Origin of the sequence: Pantoea sp. AS-PWVM4 (assembly GCF_000468095.1) — a bacterium.
Lineage (GTDB): Bacteria > Pseudomonadota > Gammaproteobacteria > Enterobacterales > Enterobacteriaceae > Pantoea > Pantoea phytobeneficialis.
Genome location: NZ_ASZC01000036.1, coordinates 1 through 21,617, shown reverse-complemented (window position 1 = coordinate 21,617; position 21,617 = coordinate 1). Strand labels below are relative to the sequence as shown.

18 protein-coding genes, 1 tRNA gene and 1 pseudogene are annotated in these 21,617 nt (G+C 50.7%); 6 read left to right on the top strand and 14 right to left on the bottom strand.

Translation table 11 applies throughout. The annotated features are described in order from the left end of the window. Both L579_RS23915 and L579_RS22745 read left to right on the top strand, forming a co-directional pair. Positions 1-121 (top strand): annotated as a pseudogene (locus tag L579_RS23915) (IS110 family transposase); the annotation flags it as partial. A gap of 254 nt (positions 122-375) precedes the next feature. Next, on the top strand, positions 376-1,950 hold the full coding sequence (locus L579_RS22745) for a methyl-accepting chemotaxis protein (protein WP_021186463.1): 1,575 nt from the start codon (positions 376-378) through the stop codon (positions 1,948-1,950). 53 nt (positions 1,951-2,003) lie between these two features. Here the strand turns inward: L579_RS22745 and L579_RS22740 are convergent, their stop codons facing one another. From L579_RS22740 to L579_RS22680, 13 genes are all read right to left on the bottom strand, one after another. Then, complete coding sequence (locus L579_RS22740; RefSeq protein ID WP_021186462.1) at positions 2,004-3,293, bottom strand: HAAAP family serine/threonine permease; 1,290 nt, start codon at positions 3,291-3,293, stop codon at positions 2,004-2,006. A gap of 299 nt (positions 3,294-3,592) precedes the next feature. Then, a complete protein-coding gene (locus tag L579_RS22735; protein ID WP_036628191.1) occupies positions 3,593-4,588 on the bottom strand; it encodes a glycosyltransferase family 2 protein in 996 nt (331 codons plus the stop codon). Next, the gene (locus L579_RS22730) at positions 4,585-5,892 is read right to left on the bottom strand and encodes an oligosaccharide flippase family protein (RefSeq protein WP_021186460.1); all 1,308 of its coding nucleotides are present in this window, start codon (positions 5,890-5,892) and stop codon (positions 4,585-4,587) included. Before L579_RS22730 ends, L579_RS22735 begins: the two co-directional genes overlap by 4 nt. 19 nt (positions 5,893-5,911) lie before the next feature. Beyond that, entirely contained in the window at positions 5,912-6,889 is a 978-nt protein-coding gene (locus tag L579_RS22725; protein ID WP_021186459.1) for a glycosyltransferase family 2 protein, read from the bottom strand. 797 nt (positions 6,890-7,686) lie between these two features. After that, on the bottom strand, positions 7,687-8,151 hold the full coding sequence (locus tag L579_RS22720) for a DUF6130 family protein (RefSeq protein ID WP_021186458.1): 465 nt from the start codon (positions 8,149-8,151) through the stop codon (positions 7,687-7,689). A 142-nt stretch (positions 8,152-8,293) separates the two neighbouring features. Next, complete coding sequence (citG, locus tag L579_RS22715; RefSeq protein WP_021186457.1) at positions 8,294-9,124, bottom strand: triphosphoribosyl-dephospho-CoA synthase CitG; 831 nt, start codon at positions 9,122-9,124, stop codon at positions 8,294-8,296. Beyond that, positions 9,102-9,641 (bottom strand): citrate lyase holo-[acyl-carrier protein] synthase, encoded by a 540-nt coding sequence (gene citX, locus L579_RS22710; protein WP_021186456.1) that lies wholly within the window; start codon positions 9,639-9,641, stop codon positions 9,102-9,104. Before citX ends, citG begins: the two co-directional genes overlap by 23 nt. Then, the gene (citF, locus tag L579_RS22705; protein WP_021186455.1) at positions 9,638-11,164 is read right to left on the bottom strand and encodes a citrate lyase subunit alpha; all 1,527 of its coding nucleotides are present in this window, start codon (positions 11,162-11,164) and stop codon (positions 9,638-9,640) included. The genes citX and citF overlap by 4 nt, the downstream gene beginning before the upstream one ends. Positions 11,165-11,174: 10 nt before the next feature. After that, entirely contained in the window at positions 11,175-12,050 is an 876-nt protein-coding gene (gene citE / locus L579_RS22700; RefSeq protein ID WP_036628187.1) for a citrate (pro-3S)-lyase subunit beta, read from the bottom strand. Next, on the bottom strand, positions 12,047-12,340 hold the full coding sequence (gene citD / locus L579_RS22695; RefSeq protein WP_021186453.1) for a citrate lyase acyl carrier protein: 294 nt from the start codon (positions 12,338-12,340) through the stop codon (positions 12,047-12,049). The genes citE and citD overlap by 4 nt, the downstream gene beginning before the upstream one ends. Positions 12,341-12,357: 17 nt before the next feature. After that, positions 12,358-13,377, bottom strand: coding sequence for a [citrate (pro-3S)-lyase] ligase (citC, locus tag L579_RS22690; protein WP_021186452.1), 1,020 nt, complete (start codon positions 13,375-13,377; stop codon positions 12,358-12,360). Positions 13,378-13,392: 15 nt separating this feature from the next. Further along, positions 13,393-14,256: a fumarylacetoacetate hydrolase family protein gene (locus L579_RS22685; protein ID WP_036628184.1), complete on the bottom strand. Its 864-nt coding sequence runs from the start codon at positions 14,254-14,256 to the stop codon at positions 13,393-13,395. Positions 14,257-14,278: 22 nt separating this feature from the next. Beyond that, positions 14,279-15,637 carry a 2-hydroxycarboxylate transporter family protein gene (locus tag L579_RS22680; RefSeq protein WP_036628181.1) on the bottom strand — a complete coding sequence of 453 codons (1,359 nt, stop codon included), beginning with the start codon at positions 15,635-15,637 and terminating at the stop codon, positions 14,279-14,281. A gap of 334 nt (positions 15,638-15,971) precedes the next feature. On the opposite strand from L579_RS22680, the gene L579_RS22675 reads away from it, so the two are divergent. From L579_RS22675 to L579_RS22655, 4 genes are all read left to right on the top strand, one after another. Continuing rightward, positions 15,972-17,609 (top strand): ATP-binding protein, encoded by a 1,638-nt coding sequence (locus L579_RS22675; protein ID WP_021186449.1) that lies wholly within the window; start codon positions 15,972-15,974, stop codon positions 17,607-17,609. Beyond that, positions 17,599-18,294, top strand: a complete 696-nt coding sequence (locus L579_RS22670) for a response regulator (protein WP_021186448.1) — start codon at positions 17,599-17,601, stop codon at positions 18,292-18,294. Before L579_RS22675 ends, L579_RS22670 begins: the two co-directional genes overlap by 11 nt. Positions 18,295-18,844: 550 nt before the next feature. Next, positions 18,845-19,444 (top strand): hypothetical protein, encoded by a 600-nt coding sequence (locus tag L579_RS22660; protein WP_036628175.1) that lies wholly within the window; start codon positions 18,845-18,847, stop codon positions 19,442-19,444. Positions 19,445-19,622: 178 nt separating this feature from the next. Next, a complete protein-coding gene (locus L579_RS22655) occupies positions 19,623-20,666 on the top strand; it encodes a PAAR domain-containing protein (RefSeq protein ID WP_021186446.1) in 1,044 nt (347 codons plus the stop codon). A gap of 485 nt (positions 20,667-21,151) precedes the next feature. On the opposite strand, the gene L579_RS22645 is transcribed toward L579_RS22655, so the two are convergent. After that, positions 21,152-21,227 (bottom strand) — tRNA-Thr (locus L579_RS22645). Positions 21,228-21,617: the final 390 nt, after the last annotated feature.

The window sequence follows — 21,617 nt, the reverse complement described above, 5'->3', positions numbered from 1 at the left end:
CCAGAGGCTAATCGCGAAGGGCAAAGCCAGCAAGGCTGCGCTTGGAGCGGTGATGCGCAAGCTGGTTCATCAGTGCTTCGGGGTGCTGAAAACGCGGATGAAGTGGGATGAAGTGGGATGAAAATTACGCAGCTACCGCTTGACGTTCAAGACGGTAGCTACAACTCCCCTGCGAAGTTTTTGTGACAAACCTCTAAAAAATTAAAGTAAAAACATTAACATCCGATAACCCATAGCGCTTGCGCGTGCGGGTCAAGGCTTCCCCCGCCGCAGTAAGTAAGCAATTTTCGCTTAAAAAACATCAACCTGATGCAGATGTTCCATCTGCTTTTCTATCTTGCAAACCAAACTTTTTGGCATCACGGGGAGAAACCTATGTTGAGCTTTAAGAACCTGAAGGTCGGTGTCCGGCTGGGCATCGCCTTTGGCCTGGTCGTGGCGTTGCTGGTCGTGGTGGGGATCACCTCTATCACCAAAATCAGCAATATTAAAAACGGCATCACCTCGATCGTGGAAGATCGCTATGTAAAAGTACGACTGGCCTATGATGTGCGTGATGGTGTGAACGATCAGATCAAATACCTGCGCGGCATCGTGATTGATACCACTCGCCCGGAAAATAACGTCAAACGCTTCCAGCAGTTGGCCGAGGCAACTGACCGTACCAACAGCGCGATGAAAAAGATCGAAGCCATCCAGACCACGGCTGTGGGTAAAAAGAAGATTGCTGGTCTGCTGGATGCCAGCCATCTGTTTGAACAACAGAAAGACCAACTGGTTGCGCTGGTTAAATCGGGCGATCTGGAAGCCTCCAGCACCTTTGTGCTGAAAAAGATTACCGACACACAAAACACCTTTCTGGATAGCGCCAATGCTTTTGCCGCTTCTCAGTCCGAGCAGTTACAGAATGAAGGTATTAACATCATTGCCGATGGTTCCACCGCCATCATGGTAACGCTGGTGTTCTCCGCCGTGGCGATTGTGGCCTCCATTATCCTCGGCTTCCTGCTGACCCGTTCGATTGTGCGCCCGCTGAATGAAGCAGTGGAGATTGCCGGGAAAGTGGCAGCAGGCGATCTCAGCACCCATATCGAAGTCAAAAGCACCGATGAAACAGGCGTGCTGATGCGTGCGCTGCAAAGCATGAACGACAACCTGCTGACCATCGTTTCGGATGTGCGCGCCGGTTCCGACACCATCGCCGTGGCATCAAATCAGATTTCCAGCGGCAACCTTGACCTCTCTTCACGTACCGAGCAGCAGGCCAGCTCACTGGAGGAGACCGCTTCTGCCATGGAGCAGATGACCTCCACCGTGAAGCACAATGCCGAAAACGCGCGCGAAGCCAATAAACTGGTCGCCAACACCTCTGATGTGGCGAAAGAAGGTGGCGTGGTGATGGAACAGGTGATTGAGAAGATGGAAGCCATTGCGCTCTCCTCGAAGAAGATCGTCGATATTATCAGCGTCATTGACTCTATCGCCTTCCAGACCAACATCCTGTCGCTTAATGCGGCGGTGGAAGCGGCGCGTGCCGGTGAACAGGGACGCGGCTTTGCCGTGGTGGCCAGCGAAGTGCGTAACCTCGCACAACGTTCAGCTTCCGCAGCCAAAGAGATCAAAGTGTTGATTGAAGATTCTGTCGCGAAAGTGGATGAAGGGAGCCGCCTGGTCTCTCATGCCGGTTCAACCATTGGTGAAGTGGTGAACAGCGTGAAGAGCGTGGCGGATATCATGAGTGAAATCACCATCGCCAGCAGCGAGCAGAGTAGCGGTATCAGCGAGATCAATCTGGCGATTACCCAGATGGAAGCGGTGACGCAGCAGAACGCCGCACTGGTGCAGGAAGCCTCGGCAGCCTCACAGGCCTTGCAGGAACAGGCCGAGCGTCTGGCGCAGTCGATGAGCGTGTTTAAGACCGGTCGAAGCATGGAACTGAGCGTGGTGTAACCACGCCGTTCAACCGTGGCGGCGCGATGAATCGCGCCGTTACGGATTTGGGTTTAATTCGCCAGCGAATAGAAAATCGAAGAGATTGCCAGCAGCCCGACAATCACCACAAATCCATTGCTGATTTTGCCGCTGTACTTGCGCATCGCCGGAACTTTCTGGATGGCATACATCGGCATCAGGAACAACAGCATAGCAATCACTGGCCCGCCAAGCGTCTCAATCATCCCCAGAATACTCGGATTCATTGTCGCCACCAGCCAGGTGGTCAGCAGCATAAACAGCGACGTCATTCGGTTCAGACGTTGTGGCGCAACGCTCTTGCCACGGCTGCGCAGTGACTTAATCACCAGGCCGTTAAAACCTTCACGCGCACCAAGATAGTGACCGAGGAACGATTTGGTGATCGCCACCATCGCCACAATCGGTCCCAGCCAGGCGATCATCGGCACATTAAAGTGGTTCGCCAGATAAGACAGGATGGTGATGTTCTGCGCTTTGGCCGCATCAAGGTCGGCGGGTGACAGGCTCAGTACGCAGCTAAAGACAAAGAACATTACTGTCAGCACCATCATCAAATGCGCACTGGCGAGGATACGTGAGCACTTTTGCTCCGCCGCAGCGCCATACTCTTCACGCTTCGCCACCGCGAATGAAGAGATGATCGGAGAATGGTTGAAGGAAAACACCATCACCGGGATGGCTAACCACAGCGTCATCCAGATATTGCTGTCGCCACTGCTTTGGCCGGATGACAATGTCTCCAGCGCAGCACCATGCCAGTGTGGCACCAGATAGCAGGCCAGCAACATCAGCACCGCAACAAACGGGAACACCAGCACGCTCATCGCTTTAACGATCATCTGCTCGCCAAACCGCACCACGGTCATCATGCCGACAATCAAAATCAGCGACAGCACCGCACGCGGTGGCGATACCAGGCCCAGCTGATGCACGATGAAGCTGTCAACGGTGTTGGTAATCGCCACGCTGTACATCAACAGAATGGGATAGATAGCAAAAAAGTAGAGCAGCGTGATGATCTTACCGGCACCTGCGCCAAAATGTTCTTCCACCACCTCGGTAATATCTTCGCCAGGTTTTTTCCCGGAGAGAACAAAGCGCGTCAGGGCACGATGGGCATAAAACGTCATCGGGAAGGCGAGAACGGCCATGATAATCAACGGAATCAAACCACCTGCCCCGGCATTGATGGGCAGAAACAGCACGCCTGCGCCAATTGCCGTGCCATACAGCCCCAGCATCCACACGGTGTCACTTTTACGCCAGCCCTTTGCGGGCGCCTCAACGGCACCTAATGTGCCGGTTTGCGAGGTTTCCATCTGTCTCTCCAGAATTACTCTTAATCAAAAGCACAGCCGCCAGGGCTGCGAATTATGACGCGGTTGGCGCGACGTGATCATGCTAACCGTTTTTTATCGGCGCGCATGACTTAAACGCAAAAATCAGTGCATAAAGTCAGCACTTGCGTACGATGTGATGCATTTATCATCTAAAAATGCACGATATGCGCACGCAACCGTTTGCCTGGGCGCTATTTGACCTGAGACGCAGAGAGAGTGCAAGGGAGAACTCGTAGCGGCGCGATTTATCGCGCCGCTACTGTGAGGGACAGTGATGGTCAGAATGCGCGCATTCTGTAGAGGGCATAAAGAAAATAATACGCTGTGATAGTATTCAAATTCATAATCATATATTTCATCTTCTCATTTTTATTCAACAGAATAAAAATGCCTTTGGAATATTTCCCCCGCTTAATTTCATTAATCTCCTGAGCAATATCGCCCGGTGTAAAAGATGAATGATACATGGCTGTGACAATTTGCATATCCAGCGCCAGAACGCGTTTAGAAATACCCTTAAGAAAGTAATCGAGATCGCTTTCCTTATATTTTTCCACAATTCCATCATACAACACCGTCAGTGATGTTTTTCTCACCTTCAACTCATTGTAATTGGACTTGCGTTTGGAGAGTGAGCCTTCAATATCTTCATAATGATAGGCGCTACCCGGCATCACCAAAAAGTTACTGACGCAGCTAAAACATTTAAGGTTGAATAATAAATCCTCGCTCATTGAGATACCTTCAATAAAGCGTAACCCCATCTCTTCAACCATTTTTCGGCGATAACATTTGTTATGCAAATAACCAATATTGTCGCTCATCTCCAGCTCTCCGAGCACGAAAGGAATATCTTCCAGCTCAAAAAAACCCGCATGAGAAACCTTGCCTACACGATCATCATTCAGGTTTCCCACCATCAGATCAATCGTTTGGGCTGGCCAGGCTGCAAGATTCTGCTTAAACACCATAAGAAAGTTAGTCTCGACCCAATCATCCGCATCCAGAAATAATACATATTCTCCACAGGATAATTGCAAGGCGTTATTTCTCGCCGCACTGACGCCTGCATTTGCCTGGTGAAGAATGGTGACTTGCGGCCAGGAGAGAAACTCTTCAAGTATTCGTGGGGTTAAATCACTACTCCCATCATTAACCACGACAACTTCATAATTTCTGTAGGTTTGATTAAGCACACTCAGAATTGTTCGCTTAATGGTTTTTTGTGCGTTAAAGGCTGGGATGATAACACTAAATAATGGCTTTTCATTCATGATAAACTCTCTTTACTGTCTGAGGTTTTGATATTGTTAAATAACAGCCATAGTTTCCTGGGGTTGATAAAAATGAGATGAATACGCATGACCGGTTGCGCAGAAAAGAAATAATTAAGCAGCGTAAAAGACAAAAACTCGGTCAATACCACACTAATTGCGGCACCGGTCAGACCGAAATGCGGCACCAAAAGGAGCGATGACGCAAGACAGATTAATAAAACAGCGAAGGTTTTTTTCACCAAATAACGATAACCGTTGTACTTAATAATGAAGCGGTCCATTACGCTACTTAACACCGCGCACATCGCGCCAAAACTGAGGAGCACCGTTGGCGCGATAGCATCCAGCCAGGCCGCGCCGTAAAAGTCACGAATAAACCAGCCCGAGAGCAACCAAATAGAAAAAATCACGCCAGCGGAAACACCAATCACCAACAAATGCAGCTTCTGGGCTTTCACAATGGCCTGTTCAGGATCGCGCTCGGCAAAGAATGAGGGATAAAACGATGCCAGCAAGGCGCTGGGCAAAAACACCCAAGCCGTGGATAACGTCAGTGCAACCGAGAATATACCCGCCTCTTTCACCCCAAGAAAATAAGAGACGCTGACCTGATTAACTCGGGTATACAGCGCAACGGCAATCACAGATAAAATCAGTGAGAATCCCGATGCCACCATATAACGTGAATATTTTTTGAACTGCCGAATGGCGGGTATCGACCTCTGTTGTTCCGCCAGCAAAAACCAGCCCGTCTTCAACACAAACGGAATCAGCGTGGCCAATACGATAGGAATCGCCAGATATTTGGGATCGAGAGTAAAGTACGAAATAAAGAAACGCACCGTCAGGCTGATAACCAGGCCAATAAGATTGGCAATAACATTCCGCCGCGCATGCAGCATCGCTTCGTTATAGACATTCACCAGGTCGATAGCGGAAAACAGACAGGCAAATGCGGCGGCACCAATAAACACCAGTGCATCTGAGCTCAGTTCTTCCTGCATCACCAGAAATCCCACCAGCGACAATAGCGCGTACAACACCAGCACCAGGAAAAAGGTCGAGATCATCAATCTGATGCCGGAATAGCGCTTCTGTGAGATGCGTTTCAACAGAATCACATCGCTGCCCATCTGGGCGATGGTTTGCACAAACTGAAACACCAGCATGGAGAGGGAGATAATGCCGAAGGTGGTTGGACCGACGTATTTCGCCACATAGGAGGTAACGAAAATCAGACCCAACACCGCGATCAGCTTCTCAGCAATCATCCATAATGAGTTTTTTAATTTATCTTTCACAACGTCACCCCAAAGGGAATTATTTCCGCACCCACTTGCGCAGACGCGACACCAGACGAGGGCTGAGGAAGAAAAACGTGAAGTACAGACTCCAGGCGTTGATCATCAACCCCGAGGAGAGATAGGATTTAAACGATTGCCGATAAAGCGCAATATATTCATCGATAAAGTCGCGACTGAACTCCTCACTATTAAGTGCTTTGTAGATATAGGAGGAAGTGACTTTCAGATAGAGATGGTAATAACAGCGATGATGCTGCGCTGACAAAAACGCTTTCATGTTGCTAAACGAACGGGCAAACGAAAAATGTTTTTCCTTTAATGACGATCGGGTCGCCGAGTGGGTAGATTTAACGTAGTGATAAACCACTTTATCGGAGAACACCACCTGACGATGTTGTTGCAGCCAGAGATAGTTCATCACAAACAGCAGGTCTTCGAAGTTATAAATCTCCTCATTGAAACGCAGATGATGTTGGCGAATAACATCACCGCGAAATATCTTGTCGCAAATGCCGTGTCGTGGATTGAAATAGAGCAATTCATTAATCGCGGCTGACACCGCCATCGGTCTGGCGTGATCCGATGCCACCGGAAAATCCAACGCTTGTCCCTGTGGCGTAAAGTGCTGCGACTGACCAACGGCCATACAAACATTTTGCTGCATCAGACACAGCCAGGTCGAAAATGCCGTGGAGGGCAGAAAATCGTCGGCATCCAGAAAGCAAAGAAATTTGCCGCGCGACGCGCGAATACCATGATTACGTGCCGACGAGACGCCACCATTCACTTTGTCGATGATGTGAAAGTGTGGATAGTGCGCGTAATTTTGCAGCAACGACAGCGAGTGATCTGTCGAGCCATCGTTAATAAAAATCACTTCAAAGCGAGATTCATCCTGCTGGATCAGGCTATCAATGCATCTCTCCAGATAGGCTGCGGCGTTATATACCGGCACGATGACGCTCAATAACACGTCGTTGACAGGATTTAGCATGTGACCTCTGAAACATTAAACCGATTAGCCAGTAATGTTACTTCCGCATGATACTTATATTCACCTTATAATTTATTTCGGAGTTTCCTCAGGTAAAAACACCAGAAATCAAAGAGGGCCGGATGATTGAGGCTATTAAGAATTACGCCATATAAACAGGACAATTTAAATATCGATAGATGGCAAGAAAAATACAAGCTACCGCCCCTGGCTTACCGTCACCAGTTAAATAATTGGGGTTAACTCTTTTTTTTGGCAAAAGTCACCAGGCTGAACTCTGCTGAGTCCAGTTAAATTTCAGCCACTTAAATTGTCATACCCGGGTGAAAAGGTGCATCTAAAAATGGGCCTTCCCATCACGGGCATCTACATTAATGATCTTGCTGTATGTCCTGCATTTTTATTACCGGGAGCGTCACAGGCCCGGCGAAAAATGCAAGGGGCGTTAATTCAGTACGGTCATCGCGAGCGCACTGCAACAGGCCATAAGCCAAAAAATTGCGATCTGATTCAAAACTCCGTCCAATAATCTTACCGGGCAGGGTTATAAGGTCAATGTCAGCTATATCAAACCGGAATTTCCGTATCAGCCATCATCCCGTAATGGTGCCAAATAGATTAGCCAGCATGAATTAAGAATTGATGCATTGATTAGCGCAGGTCGTCGAAATACCAGGAATAAAGTGAAGGCAATGTAAGGTGATGTACCAAAATATTTCTGCGGTATTTTTTCCACCGTAACATTTATTCCACGCTCACTCCTGGTGGTTATACACGCGCGTCCTTCAACTGGGGGGTTAATGCGACGCAGCGACATGCTCAGGAACGATGAATTCCACCGTTTTGCTGTCCAGCGGTTTATGCGTGGGATCGGCAAGAATAATGGTCACTTTATGCTTGCCTGCGGGCAGCCCTACCAGGATCACCGGTTCCCCACTGGCGTCAGCCCAATGCCAGGAATTGCCGTCAACAACGACGTGGATATGACCGATACGTGGCGTGACCTTTAACGCCTCTGGCCCAAATACCGGTTCGATACGCAGGTTTTCCGCCCGATATTGAATAAATACCGCGCCCTTACGCAGCGGCCCGGCCAGCGGCGCATCAACGATAAGCCTCGCTGGTGGCTGTGGTTTTTCCAGCGGCGCGACGGCGGCAGGCCCCAGGACGTCGCCCGCACTAAGGCCGCCCAGCTCGGCGGCCCATGCGCAGGTGGCGGATGAGAACAATATCGGGGAAATAAGGATCAGTTTACGCAGCATGATGGTGGCTCCTGTGGGTAAGTAAATAACAACAGACACAGAAGACCACGCTGATGTATCGGCTTTATTTGGGCGATGCCGCGTTATGTATTGCTCTGTAACACCCGCCGCGTCAGATACAGAGAGAAACCAAAAAAGATGATTATGCGAGTGCAGCCAGCACCCAGGCGACGGCCAGCAAATCGGCACTGCCGCCAGGACTTAAACGCCGCGCCATCAACGCCTGATCCATCTGGCGCAGCGCGGCGTTATCCCAACCGGTTGCCAACAGCATCGCGGCATACCGCTGGACATAGCGCAGCCCTGCCTCGCCCCCACGCGACACCAGATTGCTGTCTGGGTTTGATGCCATCAGGCGCAGCAAAGCATGTTGTAACTGCCGCTCGCCCTGCTCCAGATGCCAGAATGGCAGCACCCTATTGCGTACCGTGGCGAAGCCACTTTCCACCTCACCACGCGCGCCCGTCAGGCCATAGTCACGAAACTGCTGCTCCCCGGCAGTACAACAGGTTTTGCGGTTAACCAGTTCACGCGCTACCAGGCCTCGACATATCTCACTCACCTGACGGCACAAGGCGTCAGCACTCACCCTGCGCCCCTGCCCCTGCAAACGCCCGGCAGCAAAGCACAGCAATCCCAGGGAGAAAATGCCGCCTTTGTGGGTATTCACCCCACTGGTGGCAGTGAACATCGCCTGCTCGCAAGCAATACCCGCCGGACGTAATAAACGCAGCTGTTCTGCGGCGGGATGGTGCGCATGCTCAAACCCGATGTTGGCAAAAACCGTCAGCCAGGGGGTGATGGCCGTAATGCTGGTTAACAGCAAGGCATGATCCATATCCTGATGCGAACCGTTATTAGCCCGATCCACCAGCCCCGGTTTCGGCGTTAAATCCAGTTCCAGACGCAACGCCAGTGCCGCAAGGCCGGGCACGTCGGGTTCTGTGGCGTTAATCGCGAGCAAACCAGCCATCAATCATGTTCTCCACACGCGCTACCACCTCCTCAAGCGGATGGCGGCGCGAACGCGCGCAACCATGCGCCGGTTGATCGCAGACCAGACAACGACGGGTGTGCAAATCCAGTGAATGTCGTCCAATCTGCCCCAGCTGCGGGCAAAACACGTCAAAATCCCACAACCTGCCGAGCGGGAAGGTTTGTTCCAGTTCGACGCACTGCGCTTTGATTTCCACTGCCGGATGTTCCACGCACCACAGCGCTTCCGGTCCGGTTTCCAGCCACAACACCTGGTGGGCCAGCACCGGCCAGCGATGCTGCCACAGCAGTTGGTCGCAGGCCTGCACAGCCCCCCCCATAGTGTTGCGATAACGGATGCTGTCTTTCACCGCTCCCGGTGTCACCAGCGTCAGCGAAATGATCGGTTGTTGATAGCGAGTGAGCCAGTCAGCCTGACGCGCCGCGCGAGCCTCTTTCGCCGCCAGCAGCGCTGTCAGACTGACGCCCGCTTGCACGGGCGTCATCATGGTCATAGTTCTTCCTCTTTAACCTGCCGAACAACGTCAATCACGCTGCCATCGCGATAGCGGATCACCCCGACAATGCGGTCGGTAAAGGCGATCGGTTTGGGTTCACCGGTCAGCGAAACCGCACGCTGATAGAGCGCCTCGATATCGACCACTTTCAACCCGGCGGCCAGCAAGCGCTCGCGAATTTCCGGGCGCGCCGGATTCACCGCGATACCGTGGTCGGTCACCAGCACATCAATACTCTCGCCGGGCGTCAGTCGGGTGGTGACGCGTTTAACCACGGTGGGAATGCGACTGCGCAGCAGTGGCGCGACCACAATCGTCAGATTGGCGGCGGCGGCAACGTCGCAGTGACCACCAGAGGCACCGCGCATCACGCCATCGGAGCCGGTAATCACGTTCACGTTGAATTCAACGTCAATTTCCAGTGCGCTCAGGATCACCACATCAAGTTGATCGCAACTGGCCGCTTTGCCGCCGGGATTGGCATACACGTCGGTGGAGATCTCCACATGATTCGGGTTGCGATGCAGTGAGGCCGCCGCTTCACTGTCAAAGCATTGGGTATCGAGTAATTTTTCGATCAACCCCTTTTCGTGCAGATCGACCAGGCCCCCGGTGATACCACCAAGAGCAAAACGCGCTTTGACGCCGTGGCGCGCCATTTTTTCTTCCATAAAACGGGTGGCCGCCGTGGCCGCTGCGCCCGAACCGGTCTGCATCGAAAAGCCTGGGCGGAAATAGCCCGAGTGTTCAATCACATCGGCGGCGTAGCGGGCAATCATCAGCTCACGCGGGTTGCTGGTGACGCGTGCCGCCCCAACGCTGATTTTCGCCGGATCACCCACACTGGCGACCTGAACGATCAAATCCACCTGATCCTGGCCGAGGCTGGCGGGCATATTGGGAAACGGCACCAGCTCCTCGGTCAGCAGCACCACCTTTTTGGCGAAACGGGCATCAACCATTGCATAACCGAGCGACCCACACGCGGAACGGCCTTGCGTACCATTGGCGTTGCCAAACTCATCGCTGCACGGTACGCCGAGGAAAGCGACATCAATGTTCAGTTCGCCATCCTGTAATAGCTTGACCCGACCACCGTGGGAATGGATCTGCACCGGTTCTTTCATCAGCCCATGTGAAATTGCTTCCGCCAGTTTGCCGCGCATCCCGGAGGTGTAGATACGCGTGATCACTCCGCTTCGAATATGCTCGATCAGTGCATCGTTGCAGGTCATCAGCGAACTGGAAGCCAGCGTCAGATTTTTAAATCCGAGCCGTGCCAGCGCCGCCACCACATTGTTGATAACCTGATCGCCTTCGCGAAATGCGTGGTGGAAGGAGATGGTCATACCATCCTGTAAGCCGCTACGCGCGATGGCATCATCCAGCGAGGCACACAATTTACGGGTGTGTTTGGCATGGATATCTGCCAGCCACGGCGTGGTGTGATGGGCGCTTTCAAAAGGTTTTAACTCACGCAGATGCGGGAAATTAACGTGAAGAAGTTCTGTTTGATTCATGATTTTTTCCTTAACGCCGCACGCCGGATGCCGCCGCACGTTCCAGCACCATCAGCGCGTGATTGATAATCGGGGCATCGATCATTTTGCCGTTAAGCGACACCACGCCGAGGCCATTACGTTCACCCTCTTCTGCTGCTTCGATCACGCGTTGCGCGTGATCCACTTCCTGCTGAGTGGGTGCATAGGCGTTATGCAGCAGATCAATCTGGCGCGGGTTGATTAACGATTTGCCGTTAAAACCCATTTTGCGGATCAGCTCGACTTCACGCAGAAAACCGGCTTCATCGTTCACGTCTGACCACACCACGTCAAAAGCATCGATACCGGCAGCGCGGGCGGCGTGCAGCACGGCACAACGGGCATAGAACAACTCGGTGCCATCACCACGTTCGGTTTGCATATCCATCACATAATCGAAAGCCGCCAACGCAATGCCGATCAGCCGCTGGGAGCTGCGCGCGATCGCCACGGCGTTGATTACGCCAATCGCGGATTCAATCGCCGCCATCACTCGCGTAGATCCCACTTCACGACCACAAGCTAACTCGATCCGTTCGAGGTGACGCTCCAGTTCGTAGATATCTTCCGGGGTATCGGTTTTCGGCAAGCGCACCACATCAACACCCGCACGCACCACCGCCTCCAGATCCGGCAAACCAAACGGCGTGTTCAATGGGTTAATGCGTACCACGGTTTCAATGTCCTGATACATCGGGTGCTGCAATGCATGGAACACCAGCAAACGCGCGGTATCTTTTTCCCGGAGTGCGACCGCGTCTTCCAGATCGAACATGATCGAATCAGGCCGATAGATAAAGGCGGTGGAGAGCATGGCCGCATTGGCCCCTGGCAAGAACAGCATGCTTCGGCGTAGTTTCCTCATAGCAGTTTTCCCCAATCGATCTCCGCGTCTGGTGCGGCGCGCAGTATGGCGCTTTGCAAACGAGCGCGGATCACACAATCCAGCGCGCCTTTGTCTTCGATAATGATCAAGCCCTGATGGACCTGCATATCACGCAGTGTGCTGTGCACCACCTGGCGGATCTGATCGCCGAACTGCTTGATCACCTCGCTATGAATCACCACTTCCAACCCGTCTCCGGCGGGGGCGATTTTTACCATCAGGTCGCTGGACTCCAGGGTTCCCGCCAGCGCCTCCCTCACAATTTTCATATTTCTATTCCTGATTTTTAAGCAACTTCTGCGCTGTAATGGGATGTCAGATGCGCAAAAGTGGTATCCGGTACGATTTCCCGAATGCGGGAAAACTGGTGTGTTTTTAATAAGCGCCGCACTTCTGAAGCCGAGATGGCATGGCCTGCGGCTTTGATACGCGGGATTTCCACCACCTCCACCGCGCCCGCCAGCAGCTGATGCATGCTGTGGTTGTACTGGCGGGTGATGTCGCAAAACGGTTCGCTGCCGATAAAGCGATGGGTAATACCTAACGCCGGGGCGATATGGTTGCGGAACAGCAGCAGGTCGATCTCACTCCACGCCTGCTGGACCTTGCCGGTTTCTTTCAGGAAATAGGCCGGAAAGGTGGCGCGCGAGATGATGTACTGAGAACCTTCATGCAAGGTGATATTGGGCAGATGGGCGACGCCGCTCTGCACCATTTTCCAGCGTGCGCTATAGGGGAAGAACGAAGCGTCTTCACTGACCACAAACAGGTGCAGCCAGTCACAACGTGCTGCCGCCTGCTCGACCAGATAACGATGCCCCAGCGTAAAAGGGTTGGCGTTCATCACAATCGCGCCAATACGTTGCCCGGCGACACGGCTGGCCTGCAATGAACGACAGTAGCGCTGAATACCTGAAGGGGTGTTTTCCAGCAGAATGGCGTTCTCTCCACTCTGTACCACCGGCCAGAACCCGTTACGCTGGAACCGTTCCCGGTTGCAGGGGCGCGTGCACAGGAACAAGTGAAAATGTCCACGCGCCAGCGCCAGGTGTTCCACTTCAGCCAGCAACTGTGCGCTGAGATTTTCACCGCGCCACTGCTCATCAATGGCGACACATTTGATAACGTTAGCGGCGAGGCCAGCGCAGCCCACCAGCCGATCGTTCGACCAGGCTTCAACAAAGGTGGTGATGTCGCTGTCCATGCCTAATCCGCTATCCGCCAGCAGCGCACGGATAGTCTCGCGCCGCCGGGTATTACCGCTGACTTCCGCAATGCGGAAGTCGATGGGGGGTCGTGGTTGCATAATCTCGCCTGCGCCTCAGTGCGTCGCCGTCAGCGCGTGAGCTGGCGCATCGATAATCACATTGCTGAGATGGCCGATGTTTTCAATCTCCACTTCAATGCGATCGCCTGCCTGCATAAACAGCGGTGGATTGCGTTTCTTACCCACGCCGCCCGGCGAGCCGGTAATGATGACGTCTCCGGCATGCAGGCTGGTGAAGGTGCTGATGTACTCAATGAGTTCGGCGACTTTATGGATCATGCTGGCGGTGTTGTCATCCTGCACCATGCGGCCATTCAACCAGGTGCGAATCGCCAGCCGATGCGGGTCCGGGATTTCATCGGCGGTGGTCATCCACGGGCCAAATGCGCCGGTCTGCCGCCAGTTTTTTCCGGCGGTAAACCAGGTGTGCTGCCAGTCACGCGCGGAGCCGTCCATATAACAGCTGTAGCCCGCCACATGATTCAGCGCGTCCTCGCGTGCGATATCCTCGCCGCTTTGCCCGATGATCACCGCCAGCTCACCTTCATAATCAAATTCGCTGGAGTGGCGCGGTTTCAGTACCGGCGCGTTATGGCCGGTTTGCGAGTCGGCAAAACGCACAAATAACGTCGGTGCCGGGTTATGTTGATCAAACTCTTTACGTTTTTCGGCGTAGTTCATGCCGACGCAAAGAATCTTCCCTGGGTTATCAATCACCGGTAACAATTCAAGATCGTTAAAGCGCAGATCCGGTGCCTCCTGGCTCAACTGTTGCGCTTCAGATAAGGCGTTGGCAGCGAGCAGCGATTTTAAATCCGCGTAGCGGTCACCAAGACGGCGACCCAGATCGATCACACCGTTATCCCTGACTATGCCGTAGCTACGCTTTCCCTGGTGGACAAAGCTTGCAAGTTTCATATTCGTTCCTGTAACGCATAAATCAGACGAGGAAGTTGCCGAGGATGAGCAGCGATACCGACACGTTGATCGCCCCGCCGATACGGGTGGCAATTTGAGCAAATGGCATCAGGCTCATACGGTTACCCGCAGTGAGGATGGCGACATCCCCGGTGCCCCCCTGACCGCTCTGGCAGCAGGAGACGATGGCGACATCGATAGGATGCATACCGATCTTTTTGCCGACGAAGAAGCCTGTCGCGACCAGTGCAGAAACGGTGCTGACGATCACCAGCAGGTTATTGATGGTGAATGCGTGCACCAGTTCCTCCCACGGCGTAATCGCCACACCAACGGCAAACAGGATGGGATAGGTCACCGAGGTCTGGAAGAATTTGTACACCACCTGCGACCCTTCCAGCAGGCGTGGTGAAACACCGTGTGCCAGCTTGATCAGCACCGCGACAAACAGCATGCCAACCGGCGCTGGCAGGCCAATCAGTTTGTGGCCGAGCATACCGATCATGTACAACAGCACCGCCAACAGCGCCCCGGCGGCGATGGTAGTGACATCGGTTTTACCCGGTGCCGCTTCCGGCGCTTTGGTGTCGCCGTTGCTGCGGTTTGGCATCAGTTGGCCTTCACCGGTCAAATGCGGAAAACGCTTACCAAGTTGGTTCAGGCAGCCGGAGATAATGATCGCCGTCAGACCACCCAGCATCACCATTGGCAACACGCGACCAAGCGCAACGCCCTGATCCATATGCAGCAGCGTGGCGTAGCCAATTGACAACGGGATCGCCCCTTCGCCAACGCCACCGGCCATGATCGGCAGAATAATAAAGAAGAAGATCTGGAAAGGTTCCATACCGAGCATCAGGCCAACGCCCATTCCCACCAGCATGCCGACGATTTCACCGCACAACATGGGGAAGAAAATACGCAGGAATCCCTGAATCAGGGTGGTGCGATTCATGCTCATGATGCTGCCGACAATAATGCAGCAGATGTAGAGATAGAGGATGTTGGTGGATTTATAGAATTTGGTGGTGGACTCCACCACGACATCCGGCAGCAGGCCATAGTAGACCATTGCTGACGGGATAAAGGTGGCGCAAATCGCAGCAGCCCCCAGTTTGCCCACAATCGGCAGACGTTTGCCAAACTCACCACAGGCAAAACCGAAAAACGCCAGTGTCGCGACCATCACCACAATATCGCTGGGTAACTTGCCGCCCAGACAATCGATAGCGATCAACGCCCCGGCCAGCAGAAATAATGGCAATGGAATAATCCCGATTTTCCAGGTATCCATAATATGCCACCACCGGTCCTTAAGTGATTTCTTTTGAATCGCCAATGATTCAGAGGTAACAGAAAACGAATCGTCAGTTGTGCTCATAATTAAGCCCCTTGGTTATTTTGTGCCTTCAGGGTAAAGGGCTAATGGCGTAGGTTATGTGAGGGAAAGCATAATAAAACCGGAGTTTTAATGGCACCTATGGTTTTTATGGTTTCTTTTATTTTCTGTGATTCATACCTTAATTATTGCCGTGGTTTTAATGGTTTTTATATCCAGAGGTACATGTTAATAACATTTCCAAAAATGAGTATTTAACATGTCATTTTTTGCGCCAGATCTTGCTGTGCAAGGGATCACAAGTTTCCAGTAAACTACGCACAATGATGATAAAAAATGGTACATTGGCGCTTTGCTGGCTGTGGTGTGTGCCGTTATGAAGCTATCCTTCCAAATCAAACTTTTTATTTCTCTGGTGCTGTTCTTCTCCGGTTTGTTTGTTTTGCTCGGCATTTATTACTACCAGGATGTCAGTCGCCAGCTTTATCAGGAAATGAGCACCAGAGCAAAAATACAGGCAGAAGAGATCGCGATTATACCGAACTTGCGCAAGGCGGTCGCAGACAAAGATATTCCGGCGATTAATCAGTTTATGCACCAGGTGGTTTTGCATAGCGATGCCAGCTTTATTGTGGTGGGGGATAATAAGGGAATTCATCTATTTCATTCGGCGCACGGGGAGGTTGTCGGCAAAAAGCTGATTGGCGGCGACAATGACGCAGTGCTGCGGGGAATCAGCACCACCACGATTCGCAAAGGTGGGCTGGGAATATCTCTGCGCAGCAAAGCGCCGATATTTGACGATAACCATCAGGTGATCGGCATTATCTCAGTGGGTTATCTCACCAGCTATCTCGACACCATTACGCTGAGTAAAGTGATCAATATCTTTATCGCCGCCGTGTTGCTGCTGGCCGCCCTGTTTATCTTTTCCTGGTTTTTCACCCGCGGGATTAAAAAACAGATTTTTTCGCTGGAACCACGGGAAATTGGTCTGCTGGTACGCCAGCAGAAAGCCATGATGGAATCCATCTATGAAGGGGTCATTGCGGTCGACAGTGAGCTGCGCATTGAGGTGATCAATCAGGCAGCACGCAAGCTTTTAGGGTTGAGCCAGCCAACCCGCCTGCTACGTGGTCATCCTATTGGCGAGGTGATTGCTCCGGTGCCCTTTTTCACCCGCGAGGTGATACTGGAAAACGATACCCACGACGAAATTTGCCGTTTCAATCAGTTAACGGTGATCGCCAGCCGGGTGCGAATTATGCTGGAGGATGAATTGCAGGGGTGGGTCATCACCTTTCGAGATCGCAACGAAATTGACAGCCTGAGTGCGCAACTCAGCCAGGTTAAACGCTATGTCGATAATCTGCGCATCATGCGCCATGAACAGTTAAATCGCATGACCACCCTCTCCGGGCTGTTGCATATGGGACGTTACGACGAAGCGGTGCGCTATATCCAGGCCCAGTCAGAGCATGCGCAGGAACTGCTGGACTTTATCTCCGCCCGTTTTAGCTCACCGACGCTGTGCGGCCTGCTGTTAGGCAAAGCGGCGCGGGCGCGGGAAAAAGGCGTCGCGTTAGCCTTTGATCCGTTATGCGAGATGGCGCGACCTTGTCGTATGCTGGGAGAGGCCGAGCTGATCTCAATCATCGGTAACCTGCTGGATAATGCAATCGAAGCCACCCAGCGCTCTCCTCTGCCTCACGATCCAGTGGAAGTACTGATCCTGCTTAATGAGCGGGAGCTGATCATTGAGGTGGCGGATCAAGGTATCGGTATCGATCCGACCATTCGTGAGCATATTTTTGAACGCGGGATGACCACCAAGCGCAGTGGCGATCATGGCATCGGCCTGTATTTAATCGCCAGCTATGTCACGCAGGTTGGCGGGTCAATTGAAGTCTCTAACAATGCCCCGCGAGGTACGATTTTTTCGTTATTTATTCCTGAAATGGGCGACCAGGCGCGTCCCGTTCCGACGCTGGAAGAACAGTATTATGCAACCTGAAATGATAGACGTATTGATTGTAGAAGATGAAAACACACTCGCGCAGTTGCATGCCGAACTGATCGGCGAACATCCGCGCCTGCGGCTGGTGGGGGTTGCCTCGTCACTCGCTGAAGCTCGGGTGTTAATGAAGAGCAAGCAGCCAAAGCTGGTGCTGCTCGACAATTATTTGCCGGACGGTAAAGGCATCACGTTGATCAGCGATCCATTGGTTTTGCACGCCAACTGTTCGGTAATTTTTATCACTGCCGCCAGCGATATGGATACCTGTAGTCAGGCAATCCGCAATGGTGCCTTCGACTATATTCTCAAGCCTGTCTCATGGAAGCGTTTAAGCCAATCACTGGAACGTTTTGTGCAATTCGCCGAACAGCAGCGAGTATGGAAGATTGTTGATCAGCAAAACGTTGATTCGCTCTATCAACTTCAGGCGAAAAATTACCGCCAGGATAACGGCAGCAAAGGTATAGAAGAAAAGACGCTGGCGCTGGTACAAAGAATGTTTGCCGAAGCCGCACAACGTTGTTTTTCCGTGGACGAGGTGGTGAGCGAAACCGGACTGAGTAAAACCACCACCCGACGCTATCTGGAACACTGCGTGGATGCGGGTTTCCTGGCGGTGGAGATGCAGTATGGCAAGATTGGTCATCCGAGGAGGATGTATCGACGGGTCGAGGAGTCATGATGGGAAATGCGCGGCACGGTGGTCGCTTTTGATGCATCGTTCTGCGTGACTTACCTCAAATTTAACCGTTTACGATACCCGATGTAAAAACAACGTCGTATACTTTCGCTCTTGCCTGCAAAGCAGGAATTAATAATAAAAATCATATAGTTAAAATAATTATTTTCAATGACTCACCTTTCCAGCGTGGCAACGCTTGACTGTACGCAAATGGTCGTACAAAATACAAGGAATGTAGAATGGCTTTCAAAGAGATAAAGTCTAAGGCAATAAGCTGTCTGAAAAATGGATGCTATGACCATGAAGCAAGGTGCGATATTGATACGAAGAATCTGTTTTCTGTTGGGGAAATAGACGAAGAATATGTAATTTCTTTGATACAGCGAACATTTGGGGATCAATATACCTACAGCCCACATCATCAGGACAGTCATACTTACGTTCACCTATGCCGTCCGTATAAAGATGGCTGTTATTGGTACGTAAAGTTTTATTTCATTGAACCCGACATTATCTTTATCAGCGTTCATAGATAGCAGGAGAGGTTAAGATGAGAATCGTTAAAGAAGGTGATACACGACAGGTTATCTGCCATAACTGTGGAAAAAGTCAGGCGACCTATTTATTACGCGATGTCGATTTCAATGATAAAAGTGGCACTGTTAAAAATATTTTAGCGGCTGTATGTAATAACTGCAATGAAGTCGTCAGCATTCCAGCGCAATCGACACCAAAGATCAAAGAAGAATACGATAAAATAAAGGCATCTTTAGAGGTAAGGGTTCCGGCACATTTCCTGGACATCTTAAATGTAGCCTCTCAGAAAATAAACCCCGCTGTGGATGATAGCTTCAGCCGCGCGCTGATACTTTATTATATTCATGCCTTAAACTCTGGACGCTATGAGCAGCAGGATTTAGCAAAGCTATTGAATGGTGATTTAGCCAAAGCCAAAGCATCAAAAAGAATCTCGATAAAGATAACGCCCTGGCAGCTCAACGAACTCAATGAGCTTATGGCGAAGCAACATATTGAAAAGAACACCGATGTAATTAAGGCAGTAATACTTAAGATCAATGAAGACATTATCCAAAATGACAAACCCGAACAACTTTCTGAATTAAGAAATGTTGCGGCTGCATTTTCATAATGCCGTCAACTGAATCAACAGATGATGAGTTGGTTAAAGTTAACCATTCATGTTAATCAGAGCCGCTTCACATTTTTTGAATTTCCCTGCATCAAATGATCTTTGCTGATTTACTCACCACTGATTAAAAAGTAGACTCCCTCACTGACGGATAAAAGGGCAACACAGGACCAGGGAAATGGCGAAAGGCATCGTGCTTTGTCAGGGTGACAAGACTAAATGCGGCGGTAAAATTACCGCAGGAACAGCGCAGGGTTTTTCTTTCGGTAAGCCTCAGGCAAGGGAAGGCGATCCTGTTACCTGTGGGAAAAATGGCAAAACGTATCGAATCATTGGCGGTATATCTCACTATACCAGCGGCCCCGATAATAAGCGTATTGCCGGCTCGCTGGACAGCCACAGCTCCTGCCCCTGTAAGGCAAAAATTATTCCTTCCAATCTTTATCCTACTTATACGCAGGAAGATGTTGCGGGGATACAGGGAATGGGGGCCACCAAACAAGTGCCGCCTGAAACGAACATAAAACCGAATCAATATATCCAAAATCTTCTCGAGCAAAACAGGCAACTTGTTATCAGCCAACAAAATGTAAAACCTATACCAGATGGCGTTTATATCTGGACAGAAATCATTGGTGCAGGGCACACATTTGTTTCCGTACATGAAAATGACCGCATATACCTTTATACCTATGGGCGGTTTGGTAGAACCGGGCCTGGTGGATTCACAGGAGATGGAATTCTTAATTTTTTAAAAGATGAAGATGCAGAGGTCTACTATAAAAAGGAACTCCATAGAATGAATGCTCGTGTCTTTCGTATTGATGATGCAGACAAAAGATTGATAAGAACGTACTTTGAAGATCTTTGGATTAAGGGCAATCCAGCAATTCAAACGGAGAAAATGAATGAAACAACCAAAAGGAGAGGTCGTACGATAGACGAGTATGATGTCACTGGGAATAACTGTACAACACATTCAGTTTCTGGAATAAAACTCTCTGGCTCAAAACTATTTAAAAGTGGTTATACTTCACTTACTACTCATTTACCCATCGAAGCAGAGGACGACTTTACCGTCCCGATTTCTCTGCAACGACATTTAGCAAAAAGAGCAGCGGATATGTCTTCTATGTCCGTCATGGAGATGACAAAAAATTTTAAAACACAATATCCTAATAATGATAGCATCCACCCTTTAGAAAAATATCCCGCAGAATGATCGACCAAGTTGCTGCGGAAATCGCTACTACTGGCAATTCTTTATCTCCGTACTCAGGTGGAACCATTGGTGGCCTTCTTGGAGGTTCTTATGACATTAACGAACAAGACTAAATTCTTTCTGCGTTGGAGTGGGATTGGAATTGTATCCATATTCTACTTTTTGGGTTTGATGATATCATCTTTTTCCTACTCTGATATCTACGATAAACAATCAATGCAGCTTACTAAAACCATACCCGTGACCGAGCATTGGGCAATAACTGAATCTTTAATTGAATCATTAAATGTAATTATTAATACAGCCTTTTTGGGGTTTATTATTTGCGTTCCCCTGATCCTGATTATTTTCAAAAAAGTAAGATGATCCTGAATCCACCCGAGTGCAAATTTTTATAATGAATCAACAAAGTAAATGCGATATCGTGAGTTAGTCTCACACGTTAATGGCCGGAGGAGAATATGGCATAATTTATGGATTTTACATGGTGCCGGTAATAGGAGTCGAACCTACGACCTTCGCATTACGAATGCGCTGCTCTACCAACTGAGCTATACCGGCATTGAGGCGGGTAACTACGGGGCAATAAGTTAGAAAAAACCTCCAAATGAGTCAAGGGGCAACGCACCGCAGGTGGAACTTATCAGCATTCCCTGACAAAACCGTTCATATCGCCAACACCCACCTGTAGGTAGCGGCGCGATTTATCGCGCGGGTTTAAACCCCAGAGTTGCCTGAAAACCGCGCGATAAATCGCGCCGCTGCGACTCCTTCAACTAAAGGTGTCTGCTGAACAGGAAAGATTCATCGCGCATATTATATTCAATTTTTTTGAATTCTTTCAGCAAATCCCTCAGCTTTTCCTCATCCGCCGACAGGTCTATTCTCTCTCACATCGAGGCACAACGCCTCACCGATTAAACAAACTTCTGAGGAAATGACCATGAAATC